The following is a 12,932-nucleotide window of genomic DNA, read 5'->3' as shown; positions in this document are numbered from 1 at the left end:
TACCTCGCCGTCACCCGCCAACTCGCCCTCTACATCAACCTCCTCGGCGCCTGGAACCTCCACCTCTTCCCCTGGAACGCCACAGACGACCTCCGGCAGCACCGCACCGAGCTGGAGCTGCCCGCATGACCGAGCTGTCCGGACACACCGAGGCCCTCGTCATCGGCGGAGGGGTCATCGGCACGTCGATCGCGTGCCATCTCGCCGAGGCCGGGGTCGGCACGGTCCTGCTGGAGCGTGGCGCGCTCGGATCGGGAGCCTCCGGAAACACCGCGGGCGTCGTCCGCACGTTCTTCCCCGGCAGCCCCCTCACCAGCCGTCTGGCCGCCCGCAGCATGGAGGCGTACCACTCCTTCCACGAGCGGACCGGGACCGGTCTCGGCCTGGAGCGCTTCGGCTTCCTGGTGCTGTTCACCGAGGAGGAGCAGGTGGAGGCGTTCCGGCGGGAGCAGGCCGCCCAGCAGGCCGCGGGGGTGGACGTCGAGCTCGTGACGCCGTCCGAGGCCGTGCGGCTCAACCCGCTGGTCGACGAGGACCGCATCGTGGCGGCGGCCTGGGCGCCGGAGGCCTACTCCATCGACCCCGGTGCGATCGTGCGCGGCTACGCCGCGGCCGCGCAGCGGGCCGGTGCCGTGCTGCACACGCAAACGCCCGTCATCGGCATCGACCCGGACGGGCGGGTCCACACGCCCGCGGGCAGCATCCGCGCCGACACCGTCATCTGCGCGGCCGGCCCCTGGGCGGGCACGGTCGCCGCCCTGGCGGGCGTGGACCTTCCGGTGATCACGTACCCCGTCGACATGCTCCTCGCCGACCCGCCCGCCGATGCCCCGCGCACCGCGCTGCCGATGACCCTGCATCCGTCCAGCCTGCGGATCAGGACCCTGGGCGACCGCATCCTCGTCGGGATGGGCCGCCCCGGCCCGGGCGAGTCCCGGGAGGCCTGGCTGGGACGGGTGTCGGACCGGCTCGGCACCACCTATCCGGGCCTCGCGGGCCAGGGGCTCGACCTCGGGTGGACCGGGGACCTCGACGTCAGCCCGGACGGGACGGCCTTCATCGGCCGCGCTCCCTCCTACCCCGGCTTCGTCTACGCCGCGGGCTTCTCCGGCCAGGGGCTGTGCCAGGCGCCCGCGGCAGGAGAGATCGTCCGCGACCTCGTACTCGGCAAGCAGCCCTGGACCGACACGGCCGGCCTCACCACCGACCGGTTGTCCGGTGGCACGGCCGATGCTGCGTAGCCAAGAAAAGGAATGACACATGATCGTCTTGGGTTGTAACGGATTCTCCCGCGTCTCGGAATTCTTCGCCGAGAACCTCGGCGCGGTCGGCATCAACAAGCACTACCTCATGGGCCACGATGCGGGGGCCTCGCTGCTGGTCGACGGCGAGCTGGTCGCGGCCGTGGAGGAAGAGCGCCTCAATCGGGACAAGAAGACCACCGACTTCCCGTTCAACTCGGTGAAGTGGTGCCTCGACCAGGCAGGACTGCAGTTCTCGGACATCGACCTCATCGCCGTTCCCTGGGACTGGTCGGCCGGCGTCCAGGAGCAGTTGCTGGCCGACATCATGGCGGCGCCCATGGAGCCCGGGGCGCAGGCGTACGTCGTGGACAGCATGCGCAGGCTGTTCGCCGAGATCGTCAGCCCCGAGGCGATGATCGCGGACTTCGCCGCGCGCACCGGCTTCACCCCGGACCCGGAGAAGGTGGTGTTCGTACCGCACCACCTCGCCCACGCGATGACCGGCTGGTACCTGGCCGGCATGAAGGACTCCGCGTTCCTCGTCAGCGACGGTCGCGCCGAGCGGTTCTCGACGGTGACGGGCGAGATCCGCGAGGGCCGGATCCGGGTGTTCGAAGAGACGGCCATCGGCGCGGAACACTCGATCGGCATCCTGTTCAGCGCGATCACCCGTTTCCTGGGCTTCGTGCCGAACAATGACGAGTACAAGGTCATGGGCCTGGCCGGGTACGCCGAGCCCCCGGTCCCGAACCCGTTCGTCGAGAACCTGGTCGAACTGCGCGAGGACGGGCGGTACACCTTCTCCACGCCGCTGGCCACGGAGGACCCGCACAGCCTCGACCCGCTGTTCGAGGAGTACTTCGGACCCCGGCAGGACACCCTGGAGTACCAGGCCGGGGTGTCCGCGGCGGCGCAGCAGATGCTGGAGGTCGTCACCCGCCACCAGGTCCGCGCGCTCGAGCGGAAGTCGGATCTGAACCGCCTGCTGTTCGAAGGCGGCGTGGCGCTGAACTGCCTGAACAACACCCCGCTGTTCGAGGGGTCGCGGTTCGAGGACATGGACGTCAGCTTCGGTGCCAGCGACACGGGCATCACCATCGGCGCCGCGGTCCAGGCCTGGATCGGCCACCCGGACAGCGCCGGCAAGGTGAAGCCCATCGCCCCGGTCACCCCGTACCTCGGACCGGAGTACGACGAGGCGACGATCGAGCGGACCCTGGCCGAGTTCGGCGACCGCGTGGAGTGGACGCGGCTGAGCGACGACGAGATCGTCGACCAGGTGTCGAAGCTGCTCACCGAGAAGGTCGTCATCGGCTACTACGAGGGCCGGATCGAGCACGGGCCCCGGGCCCTGGGGCACCGCAGCATCCTGGCGAACCCGAGCTTCCAGGACATCAAGGACATCATCAACACCAAGGTCAAGCACCGCGAGCCGTTCCGCCCGTTCGCGCCGCTCGTCCTCGAGTCGGACGCGCCGCGGGTCTTCGACATGGGCCGCAAGACCCGTTCGCCGTACATGACCTTCGTCTTCCCTGTGCGGCCGGAGTTCGTGGACGTGATCCCGGGTGCGGTCCACGTCGACGGCACCTCCCGGGTGCAGACGCTCGACCACGGCGCCACCCCGCGGCTGGCGGCGCTGCTGCAGCGGTTCACCGCCCTGACCGACGTCCCCTGCCTGATCAACACCTCGTTCAACGTGGCCGGCGAGCCGATCGTGTGCACCCCGGCCGACGCGCTGAACTGCTTCCTCGGTACGGAGATCGATTACGTCGTGCTCGGGAACCACCTCGTCAGGAAGACCGCCGCGTCCGCCTGACCCCGCCCGCCCACCCGTCGCCGGGACGTCGTACGCCGACGTCCCGGCGACGGCGTTGATCCCGTACGCCACCACACCCAGGAGCAGCAGGCTTGAACGCACTCAAGGAGCACGCGGAGAACGAGGAGCCCGAACCGGCCCCGGCCGGGCTCGCCGACCAGGGCACGCCCACGACGTTCCTGCTCGTGCGGCACGGGGAGACGGCCCTGACGCCCGAGAAGCGGTTCTCCGGCAGCGGGGGCACCGACCCGGAGCTCTCCGCGGCCGGGCGGCGGCAGGCCGAGGCGACCGCGGCGCTGCTCGCCGCGCGCGGGGACGTGCAGGCGGTCGTGGCCTCGCCGCTGCGGCGCTGCCGGGAGACCGCCGAGGCGGCCGCCGGGCGCCTGGGGCTGGAGGTGCGGGTCGACGAGGAGCTGCGGGAGGCGCACTTCGGCGCCTGGGAGGGGCTGACGTTCGCAGAGGTCCGCGAGCGCCACCCCGAGGAGCTGGCGGCCTGGCTGCGGTCCCCGGCGGCCGTGCCGCCGGGCGGCGAGTCCCTGGACGCGGTGGCCGGGCGGGTGGCGGCGGCGCGGGACGGGCTGCTGGCGCGCCACGCGGGGCAGACCGTACTGGTCGTCTCGCACGTGGTCCCCGTGCGGCAGCTGGTCCGGCTGGCGCTCGGCGCTCCGCCGGAGTCGCTGTTCCGGATGGAGATCGCGGCGGCGTCGGTGTCGACGGTCGCGTACTACGCCACGGGGAACGCCTCCGTGCGGTCGTTCAACGACACGTCGCACCTGCGGTAGCCGCGCGCCGGCACGAAGCGGGAAAGCGCCCCGGCCGCGGGGGCCGGGGCGCTCTTGCGGTCCGGGGACCGGCGTCGCCGACGGTCTCCGGCTCCTGCCGCGCGAAGGAGCCGGGGACCGGGGATGCTCAGTAGTCGATGCGGTCGGTCTTGGCCAGCCACGCGTCGAACGGAGCCGTACGGTTCGGCAGGTCGAGGCGCTCGATCGACATCGGCCAGTCCCCGGAGGCCTTCACCTCGAGCAGGTCGTAGAACTTGCGGTCGTCGAAGCCGGCCACCGCGGCGTCGTCACGGTCGGCGGCGAAGATGATCCGGTCCACGCGCGCCCACAGGGCGGAGGACAGGCACATCGGACACGGCTCGCACGAGGTGACCAGGACGCAGCCCTCGAGGGAGAAGGTGCCCAGCTTCTGGCAGGCGTTGCGGATCGCGGTGACCTCGCCGTGCGCCGTCGGGTCCAGGTTGGAGGTCACCTGGTTGTTCCCGGGAGCAATGATCTCGCCGTCCTTGGCGATCAGGGCGCCGAACGGACCGCCGCCGTTGGCGACGCTCTCGGTGGCCAGGCGGATGGCCTCGTCGAGCCATGCGGTCTCGATGGCCTGGACGCTCGCTTCGGCGGTGTGCGCGGTCATGGTCACTCCTTTGGAGAGGGTGGGGGATTCCCCGGACTGGTGTGCTGCTCTACCCGTGCGGGAATCCGCATCCGGGACGGAGGGGGCTCTGCGGGCGCCGCCCAGCGGTCAGGTCTGCTGGTGACGCCTGCGGAAGATCAGCGCGACGGGGCGCCGACCAGGTGCTCCGGTGCGACCGGGATGTGGGTCGAGCTCAGCCCTGTCGCACTGCGGATGGCTTGGATCAGGCCATGCGACATCGACGCGCCGACCAGACAACGTCACGCTCATGGCCCTCCCCCTTCGTTTCGGCCAGGAAACGGGAGGGACCGGGATCCTGGCTGGCATCGAGTTGCCGCACGGACGCCCCAGGAGCGATGGCGACCCGGACACGACAGACACTTTCCGCCTGCTTCGCGGCAACTCGTCACGAGTAGACAGGCAACCGAGTGGTGTCAGCTAGCGGTCGAAGACATGAAAACTGCCCTGGCTGAGAACCGCTCTTCGTAGACTCCTACGAGACGTTGTTCGCTTGCGATGTCACCCCTGGTTCATGCTCCAGCAATCATGCTTCTCGGCCAGGCCGGAAATGTGGAACCGGACAAGAACCGGCCAGGTCGGGTGGAGGCCGGAAATATCCGCTGCCCCCGGGAGGAAGCGGAACACCCGGCGGGATCGCGCCCGTGACGCCCCGCCCGGAGGCGAGGGCTTCACCATCGCAATTCTCCCCGATGTCCCCGATGTCCGCGGAGGCCGTCGAAACCCGGCCCGGGAGCCGCACATGGGCGGCCCGGGAGCGCCGTGTGAGCGGCCCGGGAGCGCCTCCCCGCGCGCCGGTGCGCGGACGAGCCGGCCACCCGGCGCGAGGCGGGTCCGGCGGTCCCGGTCCGGCGCTGGTCAGAGCCGAGAACCAGCGCACCCCGTCCCCCGAAAACCCACCCCCGGAGCCGCCCCCTGATCCGCTACGCTGTCCCTGGGCTGCTCCCGTGGCAGCCCAGCCCCTTGCCGCGGTGCAAGGCCCCGCCTTCGTAGCTCAGGGGATAGAGCACGGCTCTCCTAAAGCCGGTGTCGCAGGTTCGAATCCTGCCGAGGGCACAGAACGGAGGACCCCCGGCCACTCAGGCCGGGGGTCCTCTGCGTGTGGCCCTGCGTTCAGCTCGCGGGTGTCGGGAGGGTGACCCGGGCCTCGGCGCCGTTCGGCCGGCGGTTGTGGAAGGTGAGGGTCGCGCCGAGGGTGCGGGCCTGGCCCGCGACGATGGTGAGGCCCAGTCCGTGGCCCTTGTTCATGCCCTCCGTACGGAACCGCTGCGGGCCGCAGCTCAGGAGGTAGGGCGGGTAGCCGGGGCCCTCGTCGGTCACGGTCAGCGTCGGGCCGTCCACCGTGAGCGTGACCGGGGCCGCGCCGTGCTTGTGGGCGTTCGCGATCAGGTTGCCCAGGATGCGGTCCAGGCGCCGCCGGTCCGTCTCCACCCGGAGGGAGGTGATCACCTTCAGGCCGGTGTCGGTGCCGGAGGCCCGGATCGTGCGCGCCGCGAGGTCGGCCAGGTCGTACGAGTCCAGCTCCACGCGCTCGCTGCGGGTGTCCAGCCGGGATATCTCCAGCAGGTCCTCCGTCAGCGAGCGCATCGCCTGCACCCGGTCCCGTACGAGTTCGGCGGGGCGGCCCGGCGGCAGGAGTTCGGCGGCCGCGTTCAGGCCCGTCAGCGGGGTGCGCAGTTCGTGCGCCACGTCCGCGGTGAAGCGCTGCTCCGCTTCGAGCTTGTCCTGGAGGGTGGAGGCCATCGTGTCCAGGGCGCGGGAGACGGCCGCCACCTCGTCGCGGGAGCGCCGGGAGTCGTCGACCCGCGCGTCCAGGTCGCCCGCGGTGATCCGGCGGGCCACCTGCGCGGTCTGGTGCAGCCGCCGGGTGATCCGGGTGACGACGAACGCGCCGATGAGGAGGGTGCCGCCGATGGCCAGCCCCGAGGAGCCGAGGATGGCCCGGTCCAGTTCGGCGATGGTGCGCTCACTGCCGGTGAAGTCCACGGAGACGGCTATCGCGGTCTCGCCGTCCGCGGGCGCCGCGGCCCACATGGCGGCCCGGCCGCGGTGTTCGCCGACCGCCGTGCCGCGTTTGCCGCTGACCGCCAGTGCGCGCAGTTCGGGCGGCAGGCCCACGGGGTCGATGCCCTCGCCGCGCGCCATGCGCCCGCCGGTCTCGTACTCCTTGGTGATCCGCTCCAGCTTGCCCAGCGCCTTCTCGCGGGCCGTGGAGACCGTCTGGCGGGTCATGGCGCCGTGCACGAGGCCACCGAGGAGAGCGGCGAGGCCGCAGCACATGAGCGTGATGAAGACCGCGGCCCTCCAGGTGAGGGTCGAGGTCCAGGCGGGCAGGCGGGGGCGCGGGGTCATCGGCTGGGCTCCGGCTCCGACGGGTGGCGGATGATCTGCGGCGTGATCGCTTCGTGCTCGTCTTCGTGCTCGTCTTCGTGCGCTGCTTCGTGCGCGTCTTCGTGATCGTTCCCGTTCGGTTCACCGTAATACGCGTGCCCCGGAAGGCGTGCGGCGGCCTCCGGGGCGGGGCCGGTCGCCGGGGCGCGGCCCCGTCACGCGACCAGGTACGCGTAGAAGATGACGTTGTCGGTGCGGTGGCCGTCCTCGATCTCGCCGCCGCAGGTCAGCAGGCGCAGCTCGGGGCGGTCGGTGGCGCCGTAGACCTTGTCCGTGGGGAAGTCCTTCTTGTTCACCTCCTCGATCTCGCGGATCTTGAACCTGGCCGTCCTGCCGTCCTCGCGCGGCACCTCGACGAGATCGCCGAGCCCGATCTTCGCGACGTCCTTCATCAGCGCCGGTCCGTGCCGGGTGTCGAAGTGCGCCACGAGCACCGAGACGCCCTTCTCGCCCGGGGTGACGCCTTCGGTCCACCAGCCCGGGCTGTCCGCGTCGGTGTCGGCGTTCGGCACGCCGAGCTCGCCGGTGGCCGCGTCCACCTTGAGGCCGACCATCTTCTTCGCGTCCACGCCGGCCGCGTCGATCTTCATCCCGGTCGGCCTGGACGGGGGAAGGGCGGGGGCGCCTGCGGGTGCGGAGGCGGGGGTGGGGGCCGCGGTGCTGCCGACCTCGGGCGCGGGCGCCGGCTTCGCGCCGCCCCCGCAGGCGACGAGGCCGCCGGAGACGGCGACGGCGAGGGCGGCGGCCGCGACGGCGCGGGTCCGGCGGGCGGGGGCGGGGGTGGCGGTGCAGGTCATCACACGACCGACGCTACGAGGGCGATGTATGGGTCATACGTAGGCAATGTAACGATTGCCCGGATACTCCCCGGCAAAGCCATGAAGGCCCCGGCCGGGACCGAAGTCCCAGGTCGGAGGAGTACGGAAGCATGCGAAAGCCCTTCCGGCCGGAAACCGGAAGGGCCTCGCCACCTCGAATCAGCTCAGGCCGCTGGTGCGTTCGCCGATGCGGTCGCCCTGCGGAGTGCCGGCCCGCTTGAGCGCCGCCTTCGTGTGCAGCCCGCCCTTGACCTTGCTCCGCAGCGGCCCCTCGAAGCCGTGGCCCTGCGTGCGCGGCGGCACTCGATCCTGCCCCTGCGCCCTCGCGATGGCTGCCCGGACATCCTGCTTCTGCTCTTTGGTCATCCCGTTGTCAACTCCCTCGGGGGACACAGCATCCAATCGGACTATTGGGATCGTATGCAGACATAAGGATGAACGCACCCGGACCGAGGGCAAAGAATGACGGACCGGCCCGGCATCACGGGCGCGGGGTCACGGGCGCACCATCACGGACGCGGCGGAGCTGGCCGCGGCGGCGTCCCCAGCGAGTGGTGGATCAGCTCCTCCGGGCAGGGCGTCCCGCGCGGCAGCTGGTACTTCGCCGCCACCTGGTACTCCCCCGGCGCCGGGGCCAGCAGCTCCGTCCACACGTCCCCGGCCGCGTCCGGAGCAGCCTTGAAGAGGCACCCGGCCGTGTTCGTGTACTCCTTCGGGAGCGAGCCCCCGCCACCGCCCACGGCCCCGCTGCGGGCCCGCGACGCGAAGCTCTCCTCCGGCGGCGCCACCGGCTTGCCCGCCGCGTCCACCAGCCCCAGCCAGGGCGAGTGCGGGATCCGCACCAGCACCCGGCCGGCCTCCTTCACGTCGATGACCAGCCGGTCCGCGCTCGCCCGCACCACGGTCGCCGGCCCGGCCACCAGGTCGCTCGGCTCGCTCACCTTGAAGAGCTGCCAGTTCGCGTCGCCCCACACCGGCTGGAGGTACGGGAGCCCGCCGCGCACCAGCTTCGCCTCGTCCTCCCCGCCCGAGTCGGGTTTGTCGGCCGGCAGCACCACGTAGTGCACGGCCCAGCGCTCCAGCCAGGCCCGGTAGGAGTCCGCGGTCAGGGTGTCGTCGTAGAAGAGCGGGTTCCGCTCCAGGTCGGCCTGCCGGTTCCAGCCGCGGGCGAGGTTCACGTACGAGGGGAAGGCGGAGGACTCCCGGTGACTGCTGGCCGGGACCACCTCGACCCGGCCGCGCTCGGCGCCCGCCTTCTGGAGCTGGTCGACGAGCGGGGCCAGCTCCCGGTTCCAGGCGGCCACCGGGGTGGTGCGCACCACGTCCATGACGCTGTTGGTGGTGATCCAGACGGTGAGCCCGGCGAAGGCCAGCACCAGCGCGCGCCGGCGCCGCGAGCGCGCGAGCGCGTACGGGAGGGCGGCGAGCAGCACGGCCCCGCCGAACAGCATCACCAGCCGGGTGACGTTCGAACCGACTTGGGAGTCGATCGCCCAGGTCAGGAACACCCCGAAGGCGTAGACGGCCGAGGCGATCCGAACGGTCTTCCACCGCTTCGGTACGAGGAACAGGATCGCGAGCCCGAACACGAAGGGCAGCCACGCCGAGCCGAACTTCATCGGCTGCGTCCCCGAGAAGGGGAACAGCCACGCCGACAGCCCGACCACGGCCACCGGCGCCAGCCCCAGCGCGTACGCACCCGGGCGCCGCCCGCTCAGGAACAGCGCGGCCGCGATCACCCCGAGGAACAGTCCGGCGACGGGACTGGCCGCGGTGGCCAGCCCGGCGAGCGGGGCGGCCACGGCGGCCTTGGCCCAGCGCCGCCGGGACCACTTGCGCGGCCAGCAGAAGACCGCGGCGACCGCGCCGAGCGCGAACATCACGCCGAGCCCGAAGGTGACCCGGCCGGACAGGGCGTTGCACAGCAGCCCGTACACCCCGGCCAGGGCGGGCCACAGCGGCTCGCGCACGGCGCCCCGGCAGCGGGTCAGCACCAGCGCGAGCAGGCCGGCCGAGACGGTGCCCGCGATCATCATCGTGGTCCGGACGCCGAGCATGTGCATGAGGTACGGCGAGACCACGCTGTACGAGACGGGGTGCATGCCCCCGTACCAGGCGAGGTTGTACGCCGAATCGGGGTGCCGGCCGACGAACTCGGCCCAGGCGTCCTGCGCGGCCAGATCGCCGCCGCTGTTGGCGAAGCTGAAGAACCAGGCGACGTGCAGCAGCCCCGCGAGCACGGTGGCCACGACCACCGGATGGCGCCGGGCCCAGCCGGCCACGGGCGGCCCGGAATCGCCGCCGGCCGGCGGCGCGACCACCGCACCCGCCCGCCGGTCCTGCCGCTCAGCGGTGGTCACAGCCGTACTCCCCACACGTGAATGCACCCTCGCGCACGCGCAGGTGCGCACGCCCCCGGCCCGATAGACGGGGTCCGGCGCCCCGGGGTTGCCCGGGGCGCCGGACCCTCGCTCCCGCGGGCGGTCAGCCGACGCGCGTCAGCTTGCTGCCGATGGTCGGCGCGAGGAGGTCGTCCTTCAGTGCCACCGGCACCTTCACCTGGCTGGCGCCCTCGCCCACGGTCAGCACACCCATCTCGGTGCCGGCCTTCGCGGTCTGCGGGATCACGCCGCCGCTCGAGAGCTTCACGTTGACGGTGAGCGAGGCCCAGCCGACCGCCTGCACGTCGGCCGTGGCCACGACCGGCGCCTGGCCGCCGAAGCCGTCGTCCACGTAGCCCACGACCTCGCCCTTCTTGACGACGACCGCGCCGTCGAGGGACTTCTGGGTGGCGATCAGCAGCTGCTTGCTCGCGGCGATGACGGTGTCGATGATCGGCGCCTTGTGCTGGCCGAGGACGGCTCCGACGATCAGCTGGTTGGTGTTGCCGATCTTCTTCTGCGCGGCGAAGAGGAGGTTTCCGCCGGCCTTCGTCGTCGTACCGGTCTTGATGCCGAGCGAGTCGTTGCCCGGGACGAGGCGGTTCCAGTTGTCCCACTTCTTGCCCGACGGGTCGATCCAGCTCGGCTTCCGCGTGATGTCGATCATGGCGTCCATCTCGACGATCTTCAGGCCCAGCTTCACCTGGTCCTCGGCGGTGCTGACCGTGGTCGCGTCCAGACCCGAGGGGTCGGTGTACGTCGTGTTGGTCATGCCGAGGTCCTTGGCGGTGTCGTTCATCTTCTTGACGAACGCCTCCTGGGTGCCGGAGTCCCAGCGCGCGAGCAGCCGCGCGATGTTGTTGGCCGACGGAATCATGAGGGCGGCGATCGCGTCGTACTCCGAGATCTTGTCGCCCTCCTTGACCGTGTTGAGGGTGGACTCGTTGTCGGACTTGTCCTTCTGGCCCTCGCTCTCGGCGATCTTGTCGACGTCGATCATCGCGCCCTTCTCCCCCTTCTTGAAGGGGTGGTCGCGCAGGATGATGTACGCCGTCATCGACTTGGTGACGCTCGCGATCGGCACGGGCTTCTGCTCGCCGGACTGGCCGAGCGTGCCGAGGCCGGCGGCGGCCATGTAGGCCTGGCCCTCGCTGGGCCAGGGCAGCTGCGGGGCCGATCCGTCGAAGGTGAACGAGGACTTCGCGGTCATCACGAGCTTCGGCTGGGGCAGGGGGCGCACCAGCTGGACGACGGCGAGGATGATCGCCAGCAGCAGGACGATCGGCGTGTAGATCTTGAGCCGCCGGACCGCCGTGCGCATCGGGCTCGGCGGCGGGGGCGGGTTGTTGGTGAGGTCCGCGAGCAGGTCGAGCGGCGGCCTGGGCGGCAGCGGCTGCTGCGTGGTCCGCTCGCTGTGGTCCGCCGGGGGCCTCGGGGCGATGGCGGGCGCGGCGGCCGACGCGGCGGCCGCCTTCGGCTGCTGCTGCCCGGCTTCGGCGTCATCGGTGCGCAGCGGTACGAAGGTGCTGTCCTTCGGCGCGGCGCCGCCCGGCCGGTCGCCTGCGGCGGGCACGGCGGAACCGGGCCGTGCACCAGCGGCGGGCCCGGCGGAACCGGGCTTCGGCACGCGGAACACCGCGGTGCGCTCGCTGTCTGCGGGCTCGCCCGCGGCGGGCTTCGCGGGGGCGGGAGCCGACTTGCCTGCGGCGGGCTTCGCGGGGGCGGGGGCAGATCCGGAACCCGGCTTCACGGCACGGAACACCGCGGTGCGCTCGCTGTCGGCGGGCTCGTCCGCGGCGGGCTTCCCGGCAGCAGGGGCCGCACTCGAGGCGGGCTTGCCCGCATCGGCAGCAGCCCCCGCACCCGACTTCGCCGAGTCGGCAACGGCCCCGGCCGAGGCAGAACCGGAACCCCGCTCGAACGCACGGAACACCGCAGTGCGCTCACTGTCGGCGGGCTCGTCCGCGGCGGGCTTCCCGGCAGCAGGGGCCGCACCGGAGGCGGGCTTGCCCGCGCCGGCGGCAGCCCCCGGCCCGGACTTCACTGCGTCGGCAACGGCCCCACCAGTGGCAGAACCGGACCCCGGCTTCACCGCACGGAACACCGCAGTGCGCTCGCTGTCGGCGGACCCGCCCGCGGGGGACGCGGGCTTGCCCGCATCGGCAGCAGCCCCCGCACCCGACTTCGCCGAGTCGGCAACACCCGAGGCGGGACCGGAACCGGAACCGGAGTCCTGCTTCACGGCGCGGAACACCGCGGTGCGCTCGCTGTCGGCGGGCTTCGCGGCCTCAGCCCCGGCACCGCCCGCGCCCGGAGCGGAATCCGAGTTCCCGGCAGCAGGAGCCGGCTTCGCGGCGTCGGCCGCCGCCCCGTCCGGGGCGGAACCGGAACCCGGCTTGCCCGCCTCGGCGGCAGGAGCCGGCTTCGCGGCATCGGCCGCGGGCTTGCCCGCATCGGATGCCGCGGCGGCCGAAGCCCCGCCCTCCGCCGGAGCCGAGCCCGGCTCACCGGCAGCCCCGGCCGCATCGGCATCGGCATCCGCGTCGGCACCGGCATCCGCATCCGGCCCGGAGGACTCCGCCTCGGCCGAGGCGACCCACGCCGCCACCGCTTCCCGCAGCAGATCCGGTCCGGCCGGCTCGCCGCCGGAACCGGCGTCACCGGAGTCGGCGTCCACCTTGGCAGGGGCGCCCGACCCGCCCTCAGGCTCCCTCGGCCGGAACACCGACAGCCTCGGGTCCCGCTCGGAGGACTCCACCGCCCCCGGCGTTCCTTCATCTACCGACTTGTCGGGGGACTCGCCCGCCACCGTTCCTCCTCCATCGACGCCACGACCGGTTGTCCGAATGTC

The 12,932-nt window shown here is 72.2% G+C and carries 8 protein-coding genes, 1 tRNA gene and 1 pseudogene; 4 read left to right on the top strand and 6 right to left on the bottom strand.

What is annotated here, in order from left to right; genetic code table 11:
* Window positions 1-125: 125 nt before the first annotated feature.
* The 3 genes and pseudogenes from ACIGFK_RS29945 to ACIGFK_RS29935 all read left to right on the top strand — a co-directional run.
* Window positions 126-1,241, top strand: coding sequence for an NAD(P)/FAD-dependent oxidoreductase (locus tag ACIGFK_RS29945; RefSeq protein WP_376660683.1), 1,116 nt, complete (start codon window positions 126-128; stop codon window positions 1,239-1,241).
* 19 nt (window positions 1,242-1,260) lie between these two features.
* Complete coding sequence (locus ACIGFK_RS29940; RefSeq protein WP_376660684.1) at window positions 1,261-3,060, top strand: carbamoyltransferase; 1,800 nt, start codon at window positions 1,261-1,263, stop codon at window positions 3,058-3,060.
* Window positions 3,061-3,164: 104 nt separating this feature from the next.
* Window positions 3,165-3,842 (top strand): annotated as a pseudogene (locus ACIGFK_RS29935) (histidine phosphatase family protein); the annotation flags it as partial.
* A 127-nt stretch (window positions 3,843-3,969) separates the two neighbouring features.
* On the opposite strand, the gene ACIGFK_RS29930 reads toward ACIGFK_RS29935, so the two are convergent.
* The gene (locus ACIGFK_RS29930) at window positions 3,970-4,473 is read right to left on the bottom strand and encodes a nucleoside deaminase (RefSeq protein WP_376661745.1); all 504 of its coding nucleotides are present in this window, start codon (window positions 4,471-4,473) and stop codon (window positions 3,970-3,972) included.
* Window positions 4,474-5,474: 1,001 nt separating this feature from the next.
* Here ACIGFK_RS29930 and ACIGFK_RS29925 point away from each other — a divergent pair.
* Window positions 5,475-5,547, top strand: a tRNA-Arg gene (locus tag ACIGFK_RS29925).
* 57 nt (window positions 5,548-5,604) lie between these two features.
* On the opposite strand, the gene ACIGFK_RS29920 is transcribed toward ACIGFK_RS29925, so the two are convergent.
* The 5 genes from ACIGFK_RS29920 to ACIGFK_RS29900 all read right to left on the bottom strand — a co-directional run bounded on the left by ACIGFK_RS29920 (window position 5,605) and on the right by ACIGFK_RS29900 (window position 12,890).
* The gene (locus ACIGFK_RS29920; RefSeq protein ID WP_386464933.1) at window positions 5,605-6,843 is read right to left on the bottom strand and encodes an ATP-binding protein; all 1,239 of its coding nucleotides are present in this window, start codon (window positions 6,841-6,843) and stop codon (window positions 5,605-5,607) included.
* A gap of 194 nt (window positions 6,844-7,037) precedes the next feature.
* A complete protein-coding gene (locus tag ACIGFK_RS29915) occupies window positions 7,038-7,679 on the bottom strand; it encodes a sortase domain-bontaining protein (RefSeq protein ID WP_400054319.1) in 642 nt (213 codons plus the stop codon).
* 180 nt (window positions 7,680-7,859) lie between these two features.
* Complete coding sequence (locus tag ACIGFK_RS29910; RefSeq protein ID WP_376661747.1) at window positions 7,860-8,066, bottom strand: hypothetical protein; 207 nt, start codon at window positions 8,064-8,066, stop codon at window positions 7,860-7,862.
* Between the two features lie 143 nt (window positions 8,067-8,209).
* The gene (locus tag ACIGFK_RS29905; RefSeq protein WP_386465131.1) at window positions 8,210-10,021 is read right to left on the bottom strand and encodes an MFS transporter; all 1,812 of its coding nucleotides are present in this window, start codon (window positions 10,019-10,021) and stop codon (window positions 8,210-8,212) included.
* 163 nt (window positions 10,022-10,184) lie between these two features.
* On the bottom strand, window positions 10,185-12,890 hold the full coding sequence (locus tag ACIGFK_RS29900; protein WP_400054307.1) for a D-alanyl-D-alanine carboxypeptidase family protein: 2,706 nt from the start codon (window positions 12,888-12,890) through the stop codon (window positions 10,185-10,187).
* Between the last annotated feature and the right edge of the window lie 42 nt (window positions 12,891-12,932).

This window comes from Streptomyces sp. NPDC085524 (genome assembly GCF_044541755.1).
In the GTDB taxonomy this organism is placed as follows: domain Bacteria; phylum Actinomycetota; class Actinomycetes; order Streptomycetales; family Streptomycetaceae; genus Streptomyces.
The sequence above is the reverse complement of the archived record's forward strand: the minus strand, read 5'-3'. Positions and strand labels throughout refer to the sequence as shown.

Excerpts from the sequence above, each read along its gene's own strand:
- ACIGFK_RS29945 (WP_376660683.1), top strand. The coding sequence starts at position 126 with ATGACCGAGCTGTCCGGACACACCGAGGCCCTCGTCATCGGCGGAGGG.
- ACIGFK_RS29940 (WP_376660684.1), top strand. The coding sequence starts at position 1,261 with ATGATCGTCTTGGGTTGTAACGGATTCTCCCGCGTCTCGGAATTCTTC.
- ACIGFK_RS29930 (WP_376661745.1), bottom strand. The coding sequence starts at position 4,473 with ATGACCGCGCACACCGCCGAAGCGAGCGTCCAGGCCATCGAGACCGCA.
- ACIGFK_RS29920 (WP_386464933.1), bottom strand. The coding sequence starts at position 6,843 with ATGACCCCGCGCCCCCGCCTGCCCGCCTGGACCTCGACCCTCACCTGG.
- ACIGFK_RS29915 (WP_400054319.1), bottom strand. The coding sequence starts at position 7,679 with ATGACCTGCACCGCCACCCCCGCCCCCGCCCGCCGGACCCGCGCCGTC.
- ACIGFK_RS29910 (WP_376661747.1), bottom strand. The coding sequence starts at position 8,066 with ATGACCAAAGAGCAGAAGCAGGATGTCCGGGCAGCCATCGCGAGGGCG.